The organism is Pseudomonas sp. KBW05 (assembly GCF_003852405.1).
Taxonomy (GTDB): domain Bacteria; phylum Pseudomonadota; class Gammaproteobacteria; order Pseudomonadales; family Pseudomonadaceae; genus Aquipseudomonas.
In genome coordinates this window covers 17845-38651 of record NZ_QAJM01000040.1, presented here as the reverse complement: position 1 = coordinate 38651, position 20807 = coordinate 17845, and the positions used below count along the sequence as shown (strand labels likewise).

The 20807-nt window shown below is 62.8% G+C and carries 18 protein-coding genes and 1 pseudogene; 7 read left to right on the top strand and 12 right to left on the bottom strand.

The window, feature by feature from the left end; translation table 11 throughout:
• Positions 1–130: 130 nt before the first annotated feature.
• The 5 genes from DBR46_RS27205 to DBR46_RS27185 all read right to left on the bottom strand — a co-directional run bounded on the left by DBR46_RS27205 (position 131) and on the right by DBR46_RS27185 (position 6261).
• Positions 131–1150 carry a branched-chain amino acid aminotransferase gene (locus DBR46_RS27205; protein ID WP_124529077.1) on the bottom strand — a complete coding sequence of 340 codons (1020 nt, stop codon included), beginning with the start codon at positions 1148–1150 and terminating at the stop codon, positions 131–133.
• A 172-nt stretch (positions 1151–1322) separates the two neighbouring features.
• Entirely contained in the window at positions 1323–2702 is a 1380-nt protein-coding gene (lpdA, locus tag DBR46_RS27200) for a dihydrolipoyl dehydrogenase (RefSeq protein WP_124529075.1), read from the bottom strand.
• 3 nt (positions 2703–2705) lie between these two features.
• Entirely contained in the window at positions 2706–3965 is a 1260-nt protein-coding gene (locus DBR46_RS27195) for a dihydrolipoamide acetyltransferase family protein (protein WP_124529074.1), read from the bottom strand.
• Positions 3966–5024 carry an alpha-ketoacid dehydrogenase subunit beta gene (locus DBR46_RS27190; RefSeq protein ID WP_124529072.1) on the bottom strand — a complete coding sequence of 353 codons (1059 nt, stop codon included), beginning with the start codon at positions 5022–5024 and terminating at the stop codon, positions 3966–3968.
• Between the two features lies 1 nt (position 5025).
• Positions 5026–6261 carry a 3-methyl-2-oxobutanoate dehydrogenase (2-methylpropanoyl-transferring) subunit alpha gene (locus DBR46_RS27185; RefSeq protein WP_124529070.1) on the bottom strand — a complete coding sequence of 412 codons (1236 nt, stop codon included), beginning with the start codon at positions 6259–6261 and terminating at the stop codon, positions 5026–5028.
• Positions 6262–6456: 195 nt separating this feature from the next.
• Between DBR46_RS27185 and bkdR the strand changes: the two genes are divergently transcribed.
• Positions 6457–6945: a Bkd operon transcriptional regulator BkdR gene (gene bkdR / locus DBR46_RS27180; protein ID WP_124529068.1), complete on the top strand. Its 489-nt coding sequence runs from the start codon at positions 6457–6459 to the stop codon at positions 6943–6945.
• A 122-nt stretch (positions 6946–7067) separates the two neighbouring features.
• Here the strand turns inward: bkdR and DBR46_RS27170 are convergent, their stop codons facing one another.
• The gene (locus DBR46_RS27170; RefSeq protein ID WP_124529066.1) at positions 7068–7931 is read right to left on the bottom strand and encodes an MBL fold metallo-hydrolase; all 864 of its coding nucleotides are present in this window, start codon (positions 7929–7931) and stop codon (positions 7068–7070) included.
• Between the two features lie 131 nt (positions 7932–8062).
• On the opposite strand from DBR46_RS27170, the gene DBR46_RS27165 reads away from it, so the two are divergent.
• From DBR46_RS27165 to DBR46_RS27150, 4 genes and pseudogenes are all read left to right on the top strand, one after another.
• On the top strand, positions 8063–8875 hold the full coding sequence (locus tag DBR46_RS27165) for a sulfite exporter TauE/SafE family protein (protein WP_124529065.1): 813 nt from the start codon (positions 8063–8065) through the stop codon (positions 8873–8875).
• A gap of 145 nt (positions 8876–9020) precedes the next feature.
• A complete protein-coding gene (locus DBR46_RS27160; RefSeq protein ID WP_124529063.1) occupies positions 9021–10196 on the top strand; it encodes a porin in 1176 nt (391 codons plus the stop codon).
• A gap of 250 nt (positions 10197–10446) precedes the next feature.
• The gene (gene nosP / locus DBR46_RS27155) at positions 10447–11592 is read left to right on the top strand and encodes a nitric oxide-sensing protein NosP (RefSeq protein ID WP_124529062.1); all 1146 of its coding nucleotides are present in this window, start codon (positions 10447–10449) and stop codon (positions 11590–11592) included.
• Between the two features lie 256 nt (positions 11593–11848).
• Positions 11849–13477 (top strand): annotated as a pseudogene (locus DBR46_RS27150) (NahK/ErcS family hybrid sensor histidine kinase/response regulator); the annotation flags it as partial.
• 131 nt (positions 13478–13608) lie between these two features.
• On the opposite strand, the gene DBR46_RS27140 reads toward DBR46_RS27150, so the two are convergent.
• From DBR46_RS27140 to DBR46_RS27115, 6 genes are all read right to left on the bottom strand, one after another.
• The gene (locus tag DBR46_RS27140) at positions 13609–14274 is read right to left on the bottom strand and encodes a response regulator transcription factor (protein WP_124529058.1); all 666 of its coding nucleotides are present in this window, start codon (positions 14272–14274) and stop codon (positions 13609–13611) included.
• 27 nt (positions 14275–14301) lie between these two features.
• Positions 14302–14841 carry a PQQ-dependent catabolism-associated CXXCW motif protein gene (locus DBR46_RS27135; RefSeq protein ID WP_124529056.1) on the bottom strand — a complete coding sequence of 180 codons (540 nt, stop codon included), beginning with the start codon at positions 14839–14841 and terminating at the stop codon, positions 14302–14304.
• Positions 14842–14938: 97 nt separating this feature from the next.
• Positions 14939–15730, bottom strand: a complete 792-nt coding sequence (locus DBR46_RS27130; protein ID WP_124529054.1) for an ABC transporter permease — start codon at positions 15728–15730, stop codon at positions 14939–14941.
• Positions 15727–16458, bottom strand: a complete 732-nt coding sequence (locus DBR46_RS27125) for an ABC transporter ATP-binding protein (protein WP_124529052.1) — start codon at positions 16456–16458, stop codon at positions 15727–15729. Before DBR46_RS27125 ends, DBR46_RS27130 begins: the two co-directional genes overlap by 4 nt.
• Positions 16455–17414 (bottom strand): YVTN family beta-propeller repeat protein, encoded by a 960-nt coding sequence (locus tag DBR46_RS27120; protein ID WP_124529050.1) that lies wholly within the window; start codon positions 17412–17414, stop codon positions 16455–16457. Before DBR46_RS27120 ends, DBR46_RS27125 begins: the two co-directional genes overlap by 4 nt.
• Before the next feature lie 10 nt (positions 17415–17424).
• Positions 17425–18615 (bottom strand): ABC transporter substrate-binding protein, encoded by a 1191-nt coding sequence (locus tag DBR46_RS27115; RefSeq protein ID WP_124529048.1) that lies wholly within the window; start codon positions 18613–18615, stop codon positions 17425–17427.
• Between the two features lie 275 nt (positions 18616–18890).
• Here DBR46_RS27115 and DBR46_RS27110 point away from each other — a divergent pair, with 275 nt between their 5' ends.
• Together DBR46_RS27110 and DBR46_RS27105 are read left to right on the top strand one after the other, a co-directional pair.
• A complete protein-coding gene (locus DBR46_RS27110) occupies positions 18891–20153 on the top strand; it encodes a sensor histidine kinase (protein WP_124529046.1) in 1263 nt (420 codons plus the stop codon).
• Positions 20150–20776, top strand: a complete 627-nt coding sequence (locus tag DBR46_RS27105) for a response regulator transcription factor (RefSeq protein ID WP_124529044.1) — start codon at positions 20150–20152, stop codon at positions 20774–20776. Before DBR46_RS27110 ends, DBR46_RS27105 begins: the two co-directional genes overlap by 4 nt.
• Positions 20777–20807: the final 31 nt, after the last annotated feature.

Here is a 20807-nt window from a genome sequence, read left to right as displayed (position 1 = left end):
CGGCTTGGTCAGGGTAAGGTCAACCAGAATACGGAGTGTCAGTCGATCCATCAGTGACTGAATCACCGCTTTCGCGAGCAAGCCCGCTCCCACACAAGCCCACTCCACATTGAGTTATGTGGTGTTGCGGTCAGACCTTGACGATCCAACCCTCTGGCGCTTCAACATCACCGGTCTGCACGCCGGTCAGCTCTTTGTAGAGTTTCTGGGTGATCGGACCCACTTCGGTCTCGCTGTGGAACACATGCAGCTTGCCGTTGTACTGGATGCCGCCGATCGGCGAGATCACCGCTGCGGTACCGCAGGCGCCGGCTTCCTTGAACTGGTCCAGCTTGTCGATGAATACTTCGCCTTCAACCACGTCCAGGCCCAGGCGGGACTTGGCCAGTTCGATCAGCGACAGGCGGGTGATGCCTGGCAGTACCGAAGGCGACTTCGGTGTGATGAACTGGTTGTCGTGGGTGATACCGAAGAAGTTGGCCGAACCGACCTCTTCGATTTTCGAGTGGGTCATCGGGTCCAGGTAGATCGCATCGGCAAAACCGGCTTTCTTCGCTTCGGAACCTGGCATCAGGCTGGCGGCGTAGTTGCCACCGACCTTGGCGGCACCGGTGCCTTGTGGCGCGGCGCGGTCGAAGGTGGAAATCTGGAAGTTGTGCGGCACCAGGCCGCCCTTGAAGTAGGCGCCAACCGGGATCGCGAACACCGAGAAGATGAACTCCGGTGCGGTGCGCACGCCGATGTTGTCACCGGTGCCGATCACGAACGGGCGCAGGTACAGCGCGCCGCCGCTGCCGTACGGCGGGATGAACCGCTCGTTGGCCTTGACCACTTGCTTGCAGGCGTCGATGAACACGTCGGTCGGTACATGGGGCATCAGCAGGCGCGCGCAGCTGCGTTGCATGCGGGCGGCGTTCTGGTCCGGGCGGAACAGGTTGATCGAACCGTCCTTGCAACGGTAGGCCTTGAGGCCTTCGAAGCACTGCTGGCCATAGTGCAGGGCGGTGGAGCCCTCGCTGATGTGCAGCACGTTGTCGTCGGTCAGGGTGCCTTCTTGCCACTCGCCGTTTTTCCAGACCTGGAGAAACCGTTTGTCGGTCTTGATGTAGTCAAAACCCAGCTTGTCCCAATTGATGCTTTCGTTACCCATGACACCCTCTATCTTTGGTCAAGTCGGTTTTTTTCTGAATGGGCGCAACAATACTTCATTCTTGCTTTGTGTGGGAGCGGGCTTGCTCGCGAATGCGGTGTGTCAGTCGTCAGATTTATTGACTGATTCACCGCATTCGCGAGCAAGCCCGCTCCCACAGGGGGTTGCGGTCTTACAGGTGCAACGCGTGCCCCAAGGCTCTCAATGCCGCTTCCTGCACGGCCTCGCCCAGGGTCGGATGGGCATGGATCGTCCCCGCCACATCCTCCAGGCGCGCGCCCATTTCCAGGCTCACACCAAAGGCAGTGGACAGTTCGGAAACCCCCACGCCCACCGCTTGCCAGCCGACGATCAGGTGATTGTCGCGCCGCGCCACCACCCGCACGAAGCCGGTTTTCGACTCCAGGGTCATCGCCCGGCCATTCGCCGCAAACGGGAAACTCGACACGATGCAGTCCAGCCCAGCAGCCTTGGCTTCATCCGGGGTCTTGCCGACGACCACCAGTTCCGGGTCGGTAAAGCATACGGCCGGGATCGCCGCCGGGTTGAATTCGCGGTGTTGACCGCTGATCAGTTCGGCAACCATCTCGCCCTGGGCCATGGCCCGGTGTGCCAGCATCGGCTCGCCGCTCAGATCGCCGATGGCCCACACATTGCGCATGCTGGTCTGGCAGCGGTTGTCGATCTTGATCGCCGCGCCGTTCATGTCCAGGTTCAGGGCTTCAAGGTTCCAGCCCTGGGTGTTGGGCTTGCGCCCCACGGCTACCAGCACTTGGTCGGTGGCCAATGACAAGGTGTCGCCATTTGGATCGCGTACTTGCAACTTGCCATCGGCAAAGCCGGTGACGCTGTGCTTGAGGTACAGCTTCACGCCCAACTGCTTGAGGGATTCGTTCACCGGTTGCGTCAGCTCGGCGTCGTAGGCGGGCAGGATACGGTCCTGCGCCTCGACCACACTGACCTCGGCGCCGAGCTTGCGGTAGGCAATCCCCAGTTCCAGGCCGATATAACCACCACCCACCACGATCAGCCGTTTCGGCACACGGGTCGGCGCCAGGGCTTCGGTGGACGAGATGATCGGCCCGCCAATTGGCAGCATCGGCAGGTTGACGCTTTTCGAACCGGTGGCCAGCAGCAGGTGTTCGCACTGGATGCGCTGGTCGCCGACATCGACGGTCTTGCCGTCCACGACGTTGGCCCAGCCGTGGATCACCTGCACCTTGTGTTTTTTCAGCAGCGCGGCGACGCCAGTGGTCAGGCGGTCAACAATGCCGTCTTTCCATTCCACGCTTTTGCGGATGTCCAGGGTCGGCACATCCACTTCGATGCCCAGTTGTGAACCCTGGCTGTGGCGGATGGTTTGCTGGAACTGTTCGGCCACATGGATCAAGGCCTTGGACGGGATGCAGCCGATATTCAGGCAAGTGCCGCCCAGCGCCTGGCCTTCCACCAGAATGGTCGGGATGCCCAGTTGGCCGGCACGGATCGCCGCCACATAACCGCCAGGGCCGCCGCCGATGATCAGCAGCGTGGTATTCAAAGTCTGCGACATGCCTTACTCCAGAAACAGGCTGGCGGGTTGTTCGAGCAGGCCGCGAATGGCCTGGATGAATTGCGCCGCGTCCATGCCATCGACCACGCGGTGATCGAACGAGCTGGAGAGGTTCATCATCTTGCGCACCACGATCTGGCCTTTGATCACCATCGGCCGTTCGACGATGCGGTTGACGCCGACGATGGCCACTTCCGGCAGGTTCAGCACCGGTGTGCTGACGATGCCGCCCAAGGCGCCCAGGCTGGTCAGGGTAATGGTCGAGCCCGACAGCTCGTCGCGGCTGGCCTTGCCATTGCGCGCGGCCGTGGCCAAACGCGTGATTTCCTCGGCATTGCCCCACAGGCTGCGAGCTTCGGCGTGGCGCACCACCGGCACCATCAGGCCGATGTCACTTTGGGTGGCGACGCCCACATGCACCGCGCCGAGGCGGGTGATGACCTGGGCTTCGTCGTCGTAACGGGCGTTGATCTGTGGGAAGTCCTTAAGCGCTACCACCATGGCACGCACGATAAACGGCAGCAGGGTCAGCTTGCCGCGTGTGGCGCCGTGTTTCTCGTTGAGGTGCACGCGCAGCTCGTCGAGGGCGGTCACGTCGATTTCTTCCACGTAGCTGAAATGCGCGGCGCGGCGGGTAGCGTCCTGCATGCGCTGGGCGATCTTGCGGCGCATGCCGATCACCGGGATCTGTTCTTCGCTGTTGCGTTCGGCGTAGGGGTTGACGGCAGTCGATGCCTTCGCCGTGCCCTGTTGCAGGTAGGCGTCGAGGTCTTCGTGCAGGATGCGGCCGGCCGGGCCGGTGCCTTGCACCAAGCGCAACTGAATACCCGCGTCCAACGCATGCTTGCGCACGGCAGGGGAAGCCAGCGGACGTTCGTCGGCATCGCGGGCAACGGGCGCCTGGGCTGCGATAACGGGCGCAGGTTTGCTTTCCACCGCCACTGGCGCAGGCTTGGCCTCAACCACCGGTGCTGCCTTCGGCGCCTCCTTGACTGCCGGCGCGTCCTTCGCGTTGCCGGCACCTTCCACTTCAATGCTGATCAGAATACTGCCCACTGCCATGACTTCACCCGGCGCGCCGCCGAGGGAAATCACCTTGCCGTGCACCGGCGAGGGAATGTCCACCATCGCCTTGTCGGTCATCACATCCGCCAGCACCTGGTCTTCAACCACCAGGTCGCCGACCTTGACATGCCAGACCGACAGTTCAACTTCTGCGATGCCTTCGCCAATGTCCGGCATCTTGATAACGTGCGTGCCCATTCAGACCTCCATGACCCGTTTCAACGCCGCGCCCACACGGGACGGCCCTGGGAAATACGCCCACTCTTGCGCGTGCGGGTAGGGGGTGTCCCAGCCGGTGACGCGTTCGATCGGCGCTTCCAGGTGGTGGAAGCAATGCTCTTGCACCAGCGATACCAGTTCGGCGCCAAAGCCGCAGGTACGGGTGGCTTCGTGCACCACCACGCAACGGCCGGTCTTTTTCACCGACTTGACGATGGTTTCCAGGTCCAGCGGCCACAGGCTGCGCAGGTCGATGACTTCGGCGTCGATGCCGGTTTCTTCGGCGGCGACTTGCGACACATACACGGTGGTGCCGTAGGTCAGCACGGTGACGGCCGAACCCGGGCGCACGATGGCGGCCACGTCCAGGGGCACGGTGTAGTAACCGTCCGGCACTTGCGCTTGCGGGTGTTTCGACCACGGGGTTACCGGGCGGTCGTGGTGGCCGTCGAACGGGCCGTTGTACAGGCGCTTGGGCTCTAGGAAGATCACCGGGTCATCGTTCTCGATGGAGGCGATCAGCAAACCTTTAGCGTCGTAAGGGTTGGACGGCATCACCGTGCGCAGGCCGCAGACCTGGGTGAACACCGCTTCGATGCTCTGGCTGTGGGTCTGGCCGCCGTAGATGCCGCCGCCGCAGGGCATGCGCATGGTCAGTGGCGCGGTGAACTGCCCGGCCGAGCGATAACGCAGGCGCGCGGCTTCGGAGATGATCTGGTCGGTGGCGGGGTAGACGTAGTCGGCGAACTGGATCTCGGCCACCGGGCGCAGGCCATAGGCCCCCATGCCCACGGCCACGCCGATAATCCCGCTTTCGGAAATTGGCGCGTCAAACACCCGCGAGCTGCCGTATTTGGTCTGCAAGCCTTCGGTGCAACGGAATACGCCACCGAAGTAACCGACGTCCTGGCCGAACAGCACCACGTTGTCGTCACGTTCGAGCATCACATCCATGGCCGAGCGCAGGGCCTGGATCATGGTCATGGTGGTGGTGGTCATGGCGGTTTCCACTTCAATGCTGTTGTTGTGATCGTTCATGTCAGATCCCCAACTCTTGACGCTGGCGCTTCAAGTGCTCCGGCATCTCTTTGTAGACGTCTTCGAACATGGTCGCGGCGCTTGGAATCTGGCCGCCGGCAAGGGTGCCGTACTGTTCGGCTTCTTTTTGCGCCGCGATGACTTCGGCTTCAAGCTCGGCACTGACTGCCGCGTGTTCCTCTTCGGACCATTGGCCAATCTTGATCAGGTGCTGCTTGAGACGGGTGATCGGGTCGCCGAGGGGGAAGTGGCTCCAGTCATCGGCGGGGCGGTATTTCGACGGATCATCGGAGGTGGAGTGCGGGCCGGCGCGGTAGGTGACCCACTCGATCAGCGTTGGCCCCAGGTTGCGGCGCGCCCGTTCGGCGGCCCAGGCGGAGGCCGCGTACACCGCGATAAAGTCGTTGCCGTCCACACGCAGGGAGGCGATGCCGCAACCCACGCCGCGTCCGGCGAAGGTGGTGGCTTCACCGCCAGCGATGGCCTGGAAGGTGGAGATTGCCCACTGGTTGTTGACCACGTTGAGGATCACCGGCGCGCGGTACACGTGGGCGAAGGTGAGGGCGGTGTGGAAGTCGGATTCGGCGGTGGCGCCGTCGCCGATCCAGGCGGACGCGATCTTGGTATCACCCTTGATCGCCGAGGCCATGCCCCAGCCCACACCCTGTACGAATTGGGTGGCGAGGTTGCCGGAAATGGTGAAGAAACCCGCGTCCTTGACTGAATACATGATCGGCAACTGGCGGCCCTTGAGCGGATCACGCTCGTTGGACAGCAACTGGCAGATCAGGTCCACCAGCGGCACTTCGCGGGCCATCAGGATGCTTTGCTGGCGGTAGGTGGGGAAGCACATGTCGTCGATGTTCAAGGCCAGGGCCTGGGCGCTGCCGATGGCTTCTTCACCAAGGCTTTGCATGTAGAACGACATTTTTTTCTGACGCTGGGCGACCACCATGCGGTTGTCGAAGATGCGCGTCTTGAGCATCGCGCGCATGCCTTTGCGCAGGATCTCTACCGGGACGCCTTCAGCCCATGGGCCGAGGGCCTGGCCTTGGTCGTCGAGCACGCGGATCAGGCCCTTGGCCAGGTCGGCGGTGTCGGCGGGTTCTACGTCGATGGCGGGTTTGCGCACCAGGCCGGCGTCGGTCAGGCGCAGGTAGGTAAAGTCGGTCTTGCAGCCTGGGCGTCCCGAGGGTTCAGGGACGTGCAGACGCAGTGGTTCATACTGCTGGGTCATGGCTTTCTACGCTCTATCTTGTGAATTTCTTGTAGTGGGCGCGCTAGCTGACAGTCATTCCCCGGGTAGGGGAAATCTTGTCCTACAACAATCATAGGCGGGGCGTAGAAGAATATTTATCTGTGTTTCGTTGCACTCACGACCATTTGCGGATAAAAAAACTGCATAAACATAATAAACAGGTGATTTTGTCTCATGCGCAAACTGGACCGTACCGATATCGGCATTCTCAACGCCTTGCAGGAGAACGCCCGCATTACCAACGCCGACCTGGCGCGTTCGGTGAACCTGTCGCCCACGCCGTGTTTCAACCGGGTGAAGGCGATGGAAGAGTTGGGTTTGATTCGCGAGCAGGTCACCCTGCTGGACGCGGATTTGCTGGGGCTGCACGTCAACGTATTCATTCACGTCAGCCTGGAAAAGCAGAATGAGCTGGCATTGCAGCAGTTCGAAAGCGCTATTTCCGACCGCCCGGAAGTGATGGAGTGCTACCTGATGGCCGGCGACCCGGACTACCTGATCCGGGTGCTGGTGCCGACGATCCAGTCGCTGGAGCGCTTCATGATGGACTTTTTGACCAAGGTGCCGGGGGTGGCGAATATTCGGTCGAGTTTTGCCTTGAAGCAGGTGCGCTATAAAACCGCGTTGCCGCTGCCGGCCAATGGCATAAACCTAGGTAACTGACCACCGCAGGACAAAACTGTGGGAGCGGGCTTGCTCGCGAATGCGGTGTATCAGTCACTAAATTGATTGACTGACCCACCGCATTCGCGAGCAAGCCCGCTCCCACATTTAATTATTCATTTTCAAAGTTGGTTGAGGGGGATCTTTAAGTAGATCACGCCGTTTTCTTCCGCTGGCGGCATATTCCCCGCCCGCACATTCACCTGGATCGCCGGCAGCAACAGGGTCGGCATGCCCAACCCGGCATCCCGGGTGGTGCGCATCGCGACAAACGCCGCTTCGTCAATCCCGTCATGCACATGAATATTCCCCGCCCGCTGTTCAGCCACGGTCGTCAGGCATTTCGCCTCACGCCCTTCGGGCGGGTAGTCATGGCACACATACAACTCAGTCTCCGGCGGAAAACTCAGCAACTTGCGCATCGACGCATACAGCTGCCGCGCATCCCCACCCGGGAAATCACAACGCGCCGTGCCCACGTCCGGCATAAACAGGGTGTCACCCACCAGGATCAACCGGTCATCCACCAGATAGGCCATGTCTGCCGGTGTATGCCCCGGCACATGCAGGGCCTGGGCCTTGATGTTGCCGATGTAGAACACCTCATCCGGCGCAAACAGATGGTCGAACTGCGAGCCATCCACACGAAACTCCGGCTCGAGGTTGAACAGGTTCTTGAACACGTCCTGCACGGTGCTAATGGACTGGCCAATCGCGATCTTGCCGCCCAGGGTGCGGCGCAAATACGGTGCGGCGGACAAGTGGTCGGCGTGGGCATGGGTTTCCAGCAACCATTGCACCTGCAGGCGGTGTTCGCGCACGTAGGCGATCACCTGGTCGGCCTGGCGGGTGTCGGTGCGCCCGGAGGCCGGGTCGTAGTTGAGCACCGAATCGATAATGGCGCAGGGGCCGTCATCGGCTTCATGCAGGACATAGGTGTAGGTCGACGACGCCTCGTCCAGAAAGGCTTTGATCAACGCTGACATGACGGTGGTCCTTGGTATAGACGTGATTTCCACATAGGCTTGCGAGCTTAAGTGAAAAAAACGGTCCGAGGCAAAGGATCGCAATGCGGGATGTGACGCCACGCGGCAGCATCCGGCCTAAGGTGGATTGAATGTTGTTGGCAAGTGTTCTTGGGTTGTTGATGGGGTTGGTGATGGGCCTGACCGGCGCGGGCGGTGGCATCCTTGGGGTGCCGGCGCTGGTGTTGGGGTTGGGCCTGAGCATGACCCAGGCCGCGCCGGTGTCGCTGCTGGCCGTTGGTGCGGCGGCCGCGGTGGGCGCGCTCGACGGCTTGCGCCATGGCCTGGTGCGTTACCGCGCCGCGTTGTTGATCGCCTTGTTGGGCGCGTTATGTTCGCCGGTGGGGGTGTTTTTCGCCCACCAATTACCGGAGGCCGTGCTGATGGGCCTGTTCAGCGCGCTGATGGTACTGGTGGCCTGGCGCATGTTGCAGCGTGAAAAACTCCAGGCCGGGCCGAGTGACCATGGCACCGCGTCCTGGGGCCAGAAGAACTGCATGCTCGACCAGCAGACCGGGCGCCTGACCTGGACCGCCAAATGCAGCGCCACCCTGGCCGCCCTCGGCGCGGTCACCGGTGCCGTGTCCGGCTTGCTCGGCGTGGGCGGCGGCTTCCTGATCGTGCCGGCGTTCAAGCAACTCACCGACGTACAGATGCGCGGCATCGTCGCCACCTCGCTGATGGTGGTCAGTTTGCTGTCGTTGATCGGCGTGGCCGGTGCGTTCCATGCCGGGGTCACCATCGAACCGGTGGGCTGGGTGTTTGTCGGCGCGAGCATCGTCGGCATGCTCGCCGGTCGGCGCCTGAGTTCAGTGATCCCCGCACGGTACTTGCAGGTCGGTTTTGCCAGCCTGTGTGTACTGGTGGCTGTCGGCATGTTGGCTAAGGCCGGTCTTACGCACTAAGTGCCGGGCCTGGCTTACACCGAACTTGGCGGGCACCCGCAGCCCGCCCAAAGCAGTCTGAAACCACGGCCAAGGCAGCGTATGCCGGGGCCCTGTGCCTTTTGATAATCGCCTCCGACATCAAGTCCCCGTTGCGGAGCGCGCCATGCATAAGAATAAAAATGTCCCCCTGCGTCTGTTGCCTGCCTTTATCGTCGGCCTCGGCCTGAGCCCGTTCGCCGACGCCGAAATCATGCTGTACGACAAGGACGAAACCACCTTTTCCACCGACGGCTACATCAACGCCTTCTACGTCAACAGCGACGTGGACCGCGCCGGCGAGCAATACGACCGCCGCCAATCCCGCGTGAAGATGGGCTTCTTGCCCAACTACCTGGGCTTCAACATGACCAAGCAGGTCGACGACCTCAAGCTCGGCGCCCGCGCCTCGTTCTGGGTGACCATCAACGACAGCGAAACCAACGGCACCGATACCGCCATCGACGTGCGCCAGTTCTACGGCACCGTGGCCAATAAAGAATGGGGCGAAGTGCTGATCGGCAAGGACTTCGGCCTGTTCGCCCGTTCCAACATCCTGCTTGATGAGCTGCTCGCCGGGTATGGCCAGGTCAGCGACAGCCTCGGCCTGGTGGATGGCGGCGGTGTGTCGTTCGGCAATATCGGCAGCGGCTACCCGTACCCGTTCCCCACCTCGCAGATCACCTACCGCACCCCGGTGATGGACGGCCTGCGCGTGGCCGTCGGTATCATGGACCCGGTGGACACCAACGACAGCAGCCCCCTGGGCAAGGCCTACCAGAAGAACCCGCGCACCGAGAGCGAGATCACCTACCAGTTCGACGTGGGCGGGGCGAAGATCTACAGCTGGCTCAACGGCAGCTACCAGACCTCGGACAACACCGACTCCAACGTCGCCAGCGTGACCTCCAAAGGCCTGGGCTACGGCGTACAGGCGAAGATGGGCGGCCTGTCGCTGACCGGCTCGGGTTTCCAGGCCAAGGGCATCAACCCGTTTTTCACCAACAACGCCGGCGAAGCCACCCTGCGCAATGTCGACAGCAACGGCTACCTGGTACAAGGCTCGTACAAACTCGGCAAGAACCGCCTGGCGTTGTCCTACGGCAAGACCAAGGATGACGGTAACGGCGTGGTCGGCAGCGGCGCGGATTATGAAACCCGTGGGATTGCGCTGTTCCATGACGTGAACGCCAACCTGAAGCTGGTGGCGGAGTACAACCAGTTCCAGATCAAGGGGCATGACACCAGTGCCCAGAATGAAGACACCGACACCTTTGCCGTGGGCGCCGTCTTGACTTGGTAACGCAGTCAAACTGTGGGAGAGCTTGTGTGGGAGCGGGCTTGCTCGCGAATACGGAGTGTCAGTCAACAGATTCATTGGCTGATCCACCGCTTTCGCGAGCAAGCCCGCTCCCACACAAGCCAGCTCCCACAATTTGGTCTCCATCAGTCTTGAGAGCCTCCTCCCAACGCATCCCCCCACCCAGTACCCAAGTAGCATAGGGCCCACCCCCCGGCCTTCGTACACTGACGCCTTAGAGGGGGAACCAACGATGCACAACAGTGAAGGCGTAGTCAGCGCCATGTCCCAGGCCACCGATCCAGGGCAGGCCGCTGAAGAGTTGGCCCGCCAACTGCTGCATCCGTACCTGGGCTTCGTGCTGTTTTTCTGTTCCGCTGGCTACGACTTGCAGGCCCTCGGCCAGGCCTTGCAGCAGTGCTTCGGCAATGTGCGCGTGGTCGGCTGCACCAGCGCCGGCGAGATCACGCCCCAAGGCTACGGGCGCAATTGCATCACCGCGATGGGTTTCAACCACGCGCACTTTTCCATCGCCACCGAATTGATCGACGAGGTCGAGCACTTCAGCCTGATCGGCGCCCAGGACATGGTCGAACGCCTGGTCGGCGGCTGTCGCAGCAACACCCTGGCGCCGATCAAGGGCAACACCTTTGCACTGACCCTGCTCGACGGCTTGTCCAGCCGTGAAGAGATGGTGCTCGCCGCCCTCAGCGCCGCCCTTGGCGATATCCCGCACTTCGGCGGCTCGGCCGGGGACGACAATTTCCTCACCCACACCCACGTGTACTTCAACGGTGTGTTCCACAGCGGTGCGGCGGTGGTGGTACTGGTCAATACCTGGCTGGATTTCGAGGTGTTCACCACCCACCACATCCTGCCGCGCACGGAAAAACTGGTGGTGACCGGTGCCGACAGCCCGTCACGCCGGGTCTTTGAGCTCAATGCCGAACCCGCCGCCGAAGAGTACGCGCGGCACATCGGCGTGGCGGTGGCCGACCTTGACCATCGCACCTTCGCCGCCCACCCGCTGGCGGTGCGCATCCACGACCAGTATTACGTGCGCGCGATCCAGCAGGTGCATGACGATCTCAGCCTGAGTTTCTACTGTGCGGTGGAGAACGGCATTGTGCTGACCCTGATGCAACCGGGCCCGATCCTGCCCAACCTGCAAGACTTGTTCGATGGCCTGCAAGCGCGCCTCGGCGACCTGTTGCTGACCATCGGCTGCGACTGCTTCCTGCGGCGCATGGAGCTGGAAGACAACGGCAACCTGGAACAGATCGGCAACTACCTGCAAGGCCAACGGGTGCTGGGTTTCAACACCTACGGAGAACAATTCAATGGCATGCACATCAACCAGACCTTCACCGGGGTCGCCATTGCCCGTGGCCGACGCTGAACTGCGTGCCCAGGTTGCCCAGTTGCAACAGGCCAACCACAAGCTGGCACGGATCAACGCGGCGCTGATCGAGCGCATCGAGTCCGGCATGACCCAGGGCAACAACCCGTACACCACCTTCCAGCATTCGGTGGTGCTGGCCGAACAAGTGCGCGAACGCACCGACGCGCTGAATCAGGCGATGGCCGAACTCAAGGCCAGCAACCACCTGCTGATCAACGCGCGCCTGCGCGCCGAAACCCTGCGCGGCGAACAGGCGGCCGCGCAAAAAGCCCAGGAAAGCGAACGCTGGATTCGCCTCATCACCGACAACGTGCCGGCGCTGATCGGCTACCTGAATGCCGAGCTGGTCTACGAGTTCACTAACAAGGTCTACGAAGAATGGTACTGCTGGCCGCGCGGCATGATGCTCGGCCAGAGCCTGCGCGAAGTGCACAGCGAGCAGCACTGCCAGCGCCTCGACGCCTACGTCGCCCGCGCGCTGGCCGGGGAGAGCGTGACCTTCGAATTTGCTGAAACCAACATCAACAACCAGGAGCGCTACATGCTGCGTTCCTATGTGCCAAACATGCTCGCCAGCGGCGAAGTGGTGGGCATCTTTGTGTTGATCCGCGACATCACCGAACGCCGCCGCACCGCCGAAGCCCTGCACCAGGCCTACCAGCACCTGGAGCAACGCGTGGCCCAGCGCACCTCGGAACTGACCTCGCTCAACGATCAACTGTTGCAGGAAATCGACGAACGCCGACGCATGGAAACCCGCCTGCGCGAAGCCAAGCAGGAGGCGGAAAAAGCCAACCTGTCGAAAACCAAATTTCTCGCCGCCGTCAGCCACGACCTGCTGCAACCGCTGAACGCCGCGCGTTTGTTCACCAGCGCCCTGTTGGAGCGGCCCAACGAAACCCTGGTGCGCAACGTCAGCAACTCCCTCGACGACGTGGAAAACCTGCTGGGCACCCTGGTGGATATTTCCAAGCTGGACGCTGGCGTGATCAAGGCCGATATCGCGCCGTTTGCCCTTAGCGAACTGCTGGAAAACCTCGCCGCCGAATACACCGAACTGGCCCGCGCCGAAGGCCTGGAGTTGCACTTCGTCGCCTGCTCGGCGCTGGTGCGCAGTGACATCCAGCTGTTGGCGCGGATTCTGCGCAACCTGCTCAGCAACGCCCTGCGCTATACCTACAAAGGCCGCGTGGTGCTGGGCTGCCGACGCCAGCAGCAGCGCTTGCTGATCCAGGTGTGGGACAGCGGCATGGGCATTGCCGAGGAGCGGCTGGAGGAGATTTTCCAGGAGTTCAAGCGCGGCGATGTGCAACGCCCGGACCAGGATCGCGGGCTGGGCCTGGGCCTGGCCATTGTCGAGAAAATCGCCGGGATTCTCGGCCATCGCATCAGCGTCAAATCCTGGCCGGGCAGAGGCTCGATGTTTTCCGTGGAAGTGCCCGTGAGCGCTACCGCGCCGAAGTCCCTGCCGCTGCCGTGCATGAGCGAGGCGCTGCTAGAGCGTTTGCAGGGCGCACGGGTGTGGGTGCTGGATAACGACGCGGCGATCTGCGCGGGGATGCGCACGTTGCTGGAAGGCTGGGGTTGCCGGGTGATTACCGCATTGTCGGAGCAGGACCTGGCGCGGCAGGTGGACAACTACCATGCCGAGGCTGACTTGCTGATTGCCGACTACCACCTGGACGACGACCAGAACGGCGTCGACGCCGTGGCCCGCATCAACGCCCGGCGCGGCAGTGCGATCCCGGCGTTGATGATTACGGCCAACTACAGCAATGAGCTGAAGCAGCAGATTCGCGAATTGGGGCATACCCTGATGCATAAGCCCGTAAGGCCGATGAAGTTGAAAACAGCGATGAGTCACTTACTCGGCCGCCCCTGACAAAACGCAGATCAAAATGTGGGAGCGGGCTTGCTCGCGAATGCGGTGGGTCAGTCAATGAATCTAGTGACTGACCCACCGCATTCGCGAGCAAGCCCGCTCCCACAGTGGATCTCCCTATGCCTCTGGGATCAGCGGCGCAAGTACGAGCCGAAGTCGATGTCGCCGGCACTCAGGATCGCCTGCACCCGGTTATGCACATTCAACTTGCGCAATATCGCCGACACATGGGCCTTCACCGTGGTCTCGGCAATCTCCAGGGTGTACGCAATCTGCTTGTTCGACTCGCCCTTGGTCATCCGCTCCAGCACCAGCAACTGCTTGCGCGTCAGGGCCTGCAACAGTTCCGGGGCGAAGCCTGGCGCGTCGTTCATGCGCCGTTGGTTGGGGTTTTTCTGGGTGCGGATGATGTCGGGCGGCAGGTACACGTTGCCGTTGAGGATTTGTTGGATCGCCTCGGTCATTTGCAGGCGCGGCGACGACTTGGTGATAAACCCCACGGCGCCGTAGGTGATGGCTTGCAGCACGATCTGCTTGTCCTGCTCGGCCGAGACGATCACCACCGGGATGGTCGGCGATTCGTTGCGCAGGTTGATCAGGCCATTGAGGCCGTGCATACCGGGCATGTTCAAATCCAGCAGGATCAGGTCGAGGTCGTCGTGGTCCTGGGTCAGGGCGAGGGCGCTGTCGAGGTCGGCGGTTTCCATTACATCGCTGCCGGGGAAACCGTCGCTGATCACGTTGTGGATCGCTTCGCGAAACAGCGGGTGATCGTCGGCGATCAGGATTTTGTACATGGCCGTTCACCTTCTTGTTGTGGTTTTTTATTGAAAAGGCTCGGGTGTCGCAGCCATCACTGGCAGTTTTGCCGCTTCCCATGCATCCAAGCCATCACGGTACCAATACACCGAGGTATAGCCCAGATTGGCGGCTCGTTTTACCGCGTTCCAACTCAACCAGCAATCGGAGCGGCAGTAGAAGACCAACGGGCGTGCGAGGTTGCCGCCGGTGAATTTATACAGGTGGCGCACGAAGTAGCCTTGCCATTCCGGCGTGAGGTCGCCGTCGCCGGTATTCGCCAGCCAGTGGCTGCCGGGCAGGTTGGCGTGGGGCTGGTCTTCGATAAAGCGGCCTTGCAGCCATTGGCGCCGGTACACATCGATCAGCACCGGCGCGGGCGTCTGGTTGAGCAGGGTTTGCAGGGCCGGGGTGTCGACGATGGTCGCACCGGGCGCCTGGTCGGGCGTGGGGCTGCGGTACAGGCTGGTACGGTAGCCATCGGCGGAAAACAGTGGGGTGTCGGCCTGGGCGTTGGTCACGAGCAAGCAGAGCAACGCCAACAGGGGCAGTCGAGCGGGCAGCATGGCGGGTCAATCCTTATCGTTATGCCGCCATTACACGCCAGTCCCACTGCCTTGGGAATGCGACGATAGACAGGAAAACCAGTACCAAAGTAGTAGATCAGCCCTTTTTGCGCAGGGCCGCGTGTTGTGGATTGAAGGTCAGCACCGCCAACAGCGTGAACACCCCGGTCAGCCCCAGGCACACCAGCAGGGCCAGGCCGGTGAAGCGTTCGTAAAGGGCAAAGCGCACCAGCTCCACCGCGTGGGTGAAGGGGTTGACCGCGCACAGCCAGTACAGCCATTCACTCGAATCGCGCATCTTCCACAGCGGGTAGAGCGCCGATGAGAGGAAGAACAGCGGGAAGATCACGAAATTCATCACCCCGGCAAAGTTCTCCAGTTGGCGGATCGCATTCGACAGCAGCAAGCCCAGCGCGCTGAGCATCAACGCCACCAGCAACAACGCCGGCAACGCCATCAGCAATCCCATGGCCGGCGGTTGCACGCCATACACCCAGGCAATCGCCAGGAACCCGTACACCTGCAACAGCGAAATCAACGAGGTGGCCAACAACTTGCTGCACAGCAGGAACGTGCGCGGCAGCGGGCTGGTGAGCAGCACGCGCATGCTGCCCATCTCGCGGTCGTAGACCATCGCCAGCGAGCCCTGCATGCCGTTGAACAGCAGGATCATGCAGGCCAGCCCCGGGATGATGTAGACCTCGTAGGGGATGTAGGTGTCGTAGGGCTCGATCACCGAAATGCCCAGCGCCGCCCTGAAACCTGCGGCGAATACCAGCAGCCACAACAGCGGCCGCACCAGGGCACTGAGGAACCGCGTGCGCTGCAATACAAAGCGCAGCCATTCACGCAGGACGATGCCGCTGAAACATTGCCAGTAGGCGTTCATGCCGACACCTCGGCGCGGGTCAGCCTTGCGAACAAGCCGCCGAGGTCGTCGCCTTGTTCGTGCAGCAGTGTGTCGAGTTGCCCGCTGGCTACCAAACGGCCCTGATGCAAAATCATCAAGGCGTCGTCAGCCTGCACTTCATCGAGCAAGTGGGTGGTCCACAGCACGCTGAGGCCCTGTTCCCGGCACAGCGTGCGCACGTGTTGGTTCAGCGCCAGGCGGCTGGCCGGGTCGAGGCCGACGCTGGCTTCATCGAGCAACAGCAGGCGCGGTTGATGCAGCAGGGCACGGGCGATTTCCACGCGGCGGCGGTGGCCGCCGTTGAGTTCGCGGACCTTTTCCCGGCGTCGCTCGCCCAGCGCCTGGCGTGCCAGCTCGGCCTCGACCCGCAGCCCGGTTTCACGGCGTGACAGGCCATGCAGCGCGGCGTGGTAACGCAGGTTCTGTTCGACGCTGAGGTCCAGGTCCAATGTACTTTGCTGGAACACCACGCCGAGTTGGCGCAGTGCTGCACGGGGCGCCTCGCGCAAGGAGTGGCCGCCAACCTGGATGTCACCGCCCTGCAAGTCATACAGCCGCGTGAGCAACGCAATCAGCGTCGACTTGCCCGCACCATTGGGCCCCAGCAACGCGGCAAACCGCCCGGGCGCCAGGCTGAAACTCACGTCACGCAGGGCCTGCCGCGCGCCATAGGCAAAGCTGATGGCGCGGGCGTCCAGCGCGTTCATGGTGTAACCACCACGCCCCACGGGTAACGCCCGACCTTGACCGACTTGAGCACCTTGCGGCTGTCCACGTCGATCACCGACACGTCGCCGCTCACGCCATTGGTGGCCAGCAACTGTTTCTCATCCGGGGTGAATGCCAACTGCCACACACGGCGGCCCACCAGCAGGTAGTCGAGGATCTCGTAGGTCTTGGCATCGATCACCGCCACATGGTTGGCCGGGCCGAGGGCGACAAAACCGTACTTGCCATCGGCACTCAGCTTGATACCCACCGGCTGCACCTTGTCCGGGTGCACGCCCTTGATCTTGAAGGTCAGGGTCTTGAGGATCGCGCGGCTGGCCACATCGAGGATGGTCACGGTGCCGCCGATTTCCGCCGAGGCCCACAGCTGCGAGCCGTCGTGGTTGAACTCGACGAAGCGCGGGCGCTGGTCCACCAGGGTGCTGTCGGCCAGGGTCTGGGTGCTGGTGTCGATCCAGTGCAGCATGTTCGTGGTTTCGCTGGTGTTCACTGCCCACTTGCCGTCCGGGCTTACGGCCATGCCTTCGGGCTCCACGCCGACGTTGACCTGGGCGAGCACCTTGGAGGTTTCCGTGTCGATCACCGTGACCAGCGCATCGTCTTCGTTGGAGACGTACAGCCAGCGGTTATTGGGGTGCAGGGCAAATTGCTCGGGGTCTTTGCCGGAGGGCAGTTCCTTGATGATCTTGCGGGTGGTCACGTCCATCACTTGCACGCGGTCCGAGTCGCTGGCGCAGATGTACAACAGCTTGTTGTCGTGGGACAGCAGCAGGCCGCGCGGGCGCTGACCCACCTTGATCGTGTCGGTGACTTGCAGGGTCTGCATGTCGATCAGGCTCAGGCTGTTGTCTTTCTCGTTGGAGACCCAGGCCGTGGCGGCCACGGCGTGCCCGGCGGCAAGCAGCAGGGCGCAGGAGAGCAGGGTGCGGCGCATGGCGTATTCCTTATTGTTGTTGTGTGTGTTCGGGAAAGCGGCAGGTCACCTCGGGTTTGTCGTAGCCCAGGCTGTCCATCTCGTTGAAGGGGTGCAGGAAACCGTCCTGGGGCGAGGTGCTCACCAGCGCGCGCGGTTGCACGATGGGGATTGGCTGGCGCAGCTCGCCATTCCACGGGCGATAGCTGAGCTTGCGGCCCTTGAAACCATCCAGCGGCAGTTGCTCGCTGATTTGCAGCTGGCGGATGCTCATCGGGTCGACCTGGCGCAGCTTGCTCACCGCACTGGCGACGCTGCGCACGGCCATCCAGGCGGCGAAGTCGCGGTCGTTCATCCAGCGCCCGGCGAGGGCTTCGAAGCGTTTTTGCAGTTGGGCGGCGCCGTAGGTTTCCACGGTCTTGTGCCAGCCGGTGGGCGTCAGGCCTTGGGTGCCGGCAACCGGGCGCGGGTACCAGGTCTGGTAGGGCACGTATTCGCCAAAATCGCCGCGCTCGTCGGCCACCAGCACCACGTCGTATTCGGCGGTCTGGGTGAAGAGGGGCATATCGGCCTGGGCGCTGCGGCGTTGGTCATTGTCGAAACGCCATTCCTTCTCTGCCACTAGCTGCACGCCGAAGCGCTTGGCGGCGCGGCGCAGGGCGGCGGCGTAGGCTTGGTCGTCCTCGGTGGGACCGACGATCAGCAGCGCCTTCTGCCATTTGCGCACCACCAAAAACTGCGCCAGCGCATCGGCGAGCATGGCGCGGCTGGGCAGGGTGTGCAGCACGTTGCCCAGGCAGGCGGTGCTGCGCAGGCTGTCGTCGGGGCTGCCGGCGTTGAACAGCAAGCTGTCGGGCAGGGCGGCGCTGAGTTGGCGCAGGCTGGCGGCGGGGGCGTTGACCACGAACAGACGCAGGCCTTGCTCGTGCTGTTGTTGCGCGGCGGCGAGCAGCGCCTCGGGGCTGTCCACCGTGGCGTCGGTCAGGCTGTAGCGCTGGTTGAGAAAGGCGCCGGTGCTGTTGCTGTCGATGATTGCCAGTTCAGCGCCGCGCAAGCCGGCATCGGTCGGTTCGGGAATCACGTTGGACAGCAGCGGCCCCGGGTCCGGTCGATAGCCCAGGTAGCCGATCTGCACCTGCAACGGCGCCTCGGCGGCCTGGCCGGCGGTGGCCCAGGTGAGCGCCAGCAGGCACATCACGGCGAAAGGGGCGAGCTGGCGCATAGGGCACTCCATGACAGGTGGCGACAGCATATAAAGCCCCGCTACCCCTGCAAATATGCAGAAAGTAGCGCTGGGGCAGTATCAAGGTAGTAGCTCGCTGCGCGCGGCGGGGTCTTAGCATGGGGCTCCAGTGTCCGGTGTGGGGGTTGAACGATCATGCGAATTTTCAAGGCGTTGCTCCTGCCGTTCCTGCTGATCGTCAGCCTGATCGGGGTTGATCGCCCCCATGCGCCACGTTCGGCCACGTCTGTGCCGACGGTATTGGCGCGCTAGGCATGTCGGCGCTCTGGCGGATCAACCTGTGGGTGTGCGGCTTCTTCGCCCTGGTCACCTGTGCCTGCACTGCGCTGCTGATGCACCAGGCCTTGGCGGATGTGGAGCGCGAACTGCAATCGGCCGAAGCCGTGGTGCATTACCTGAGCGAAACCGCTGCGCGCGACCCCGCCAGCCTGCAACCACGGCTCACCGCCAGCCTGCGCCATGTGCGTGTGCATTGGCTGGGGCCTGACGAAACCCTGCCAGCGCCGGAGCAAGACGGGCTGGACGCCTGGCTCGGCCGGCTGTTGTTCGCCCAGGCGCGCCACAGCGCCCAGGTGCTGGATTTGGCTGATGGCCGGCGCGTGGCCATCGCCGTTGACCCACGTGATGAAATCGACGAAGTCTGGGATTCCTTGCAGCAACTGCTGGGCGTGTGTGCGCTGGCATTGGCCCTCAGCCTGCTGACCATCCGCTGGGCCGTGCGCCGTGGCATGGGCGTGCTGGATGAACTGCTGCTGGCCCTGCAACACGTGTGCAGCGGCCGTCTCAACGTGCGCCTGCGCGGCGCCGGGGTGCCTGAAGCGCAACAACTGGCGCAGCACTTCAACCGCATGACCGATGCCCTCGAACAGGCGCGCACCGACAACACCCGTCTCACCCAAACCCTGCTCGCGGTACAGGAACAAGAGCGCACGCGCCTGGCCCAGACCCTGCACGATGACCTCGGCCAGTACCTGGCGGGGATTCGCGCCCAGGTGTGCCTGTTGCCGCTGATCGCCCATCAACCCGCGACACTGGCGCGCACCGTGCAGTTGCTGGAAGAACACTGCGAACACTTGCAGCAGGGCTTTCGCGAGCTGGTCCACGACCTCTACCCAGTGGCCCTGCAACACCTGCCAATGGCCGAGGCGTTCGCGATGCTGGTGACGCAATGGCGAGCCAGCCATGGCATCGACTGCCAACTGCACGTCAGCCAGGCGTTGCCGCCATTATCCCCGGGCCACAAGACCCACCTTTATCGTTTGCTCCAGGAAGCCTTGACCAACATTGTGCGCCACGCCGACGCCAGCCAGGTGCACGTGCGCCTGCAGCATCGCGGCGCACGCCTGCGCCTGTGGGTGCGCGACAACGGCCAGGGTGCGCAACACCCCCAGCGCCCCGGCGTCGGCCTGCACTCGATGTACGAACGCGCCCGCTGTCTGGGCGGTGAATTGAAGATCGTCAGTCACCCCGGCAAAGGCTGGGCGCTGGCGCTGGACATGCCTGCGGAGGCGCTATGAATATTCTGTTGGTGGATGACCACGCCGTGGTGCGCCAGGGCTACGCCAGCCTGCTGCGCGCGTTGCTGCCGGCGATTGAAGTGCGCGAGGCGGCCAGTGGCGAAGAGGCCATGGCACGGGTGCACGAAGCGGTGCCGAACCTGGTGATCATGGATTTTGGCCTGCCCGGCATCAGCGGCCTGGAAACCACCCGGCGCCTGCGCCAGCGCTTGCCGCAACTGCGCGTGCTGTTTTTCAGCATGCACGATGAACTGCCCCTGGTACGCCAGGCGCTGGACGCCGGCGCGGCGGGCTACCTGACCAAAATCTCGGCGCCCCAGGTGTTGATCGAAGCGGTGCGGCGCATCCTTGACGGCCACGCCTACATCGAACAGCCCCTGGCCACCCAGCTTGCCTGTCAGGCTGCCGACCCGCGCCTGCACAGCATGACCCCGCGCGAGCTGGAGATTTTCCTGATGCTCGCCAAAGGCACCCCGGCTCGGCAGATTGCCGAGCAGTTGAGTATCAGCAGCAAGACCGTGTCCAACCACCTGACGCTGCTCAAGAGCAAGTTGCAGGTGAGTTCCCATGCCGAACTGGTGCATGTGGGGATTGATCTGGGGGTGGTCAGGGTGGCGGGATGATAGGTTTGAATGATGGGTTTAATGCTATTGA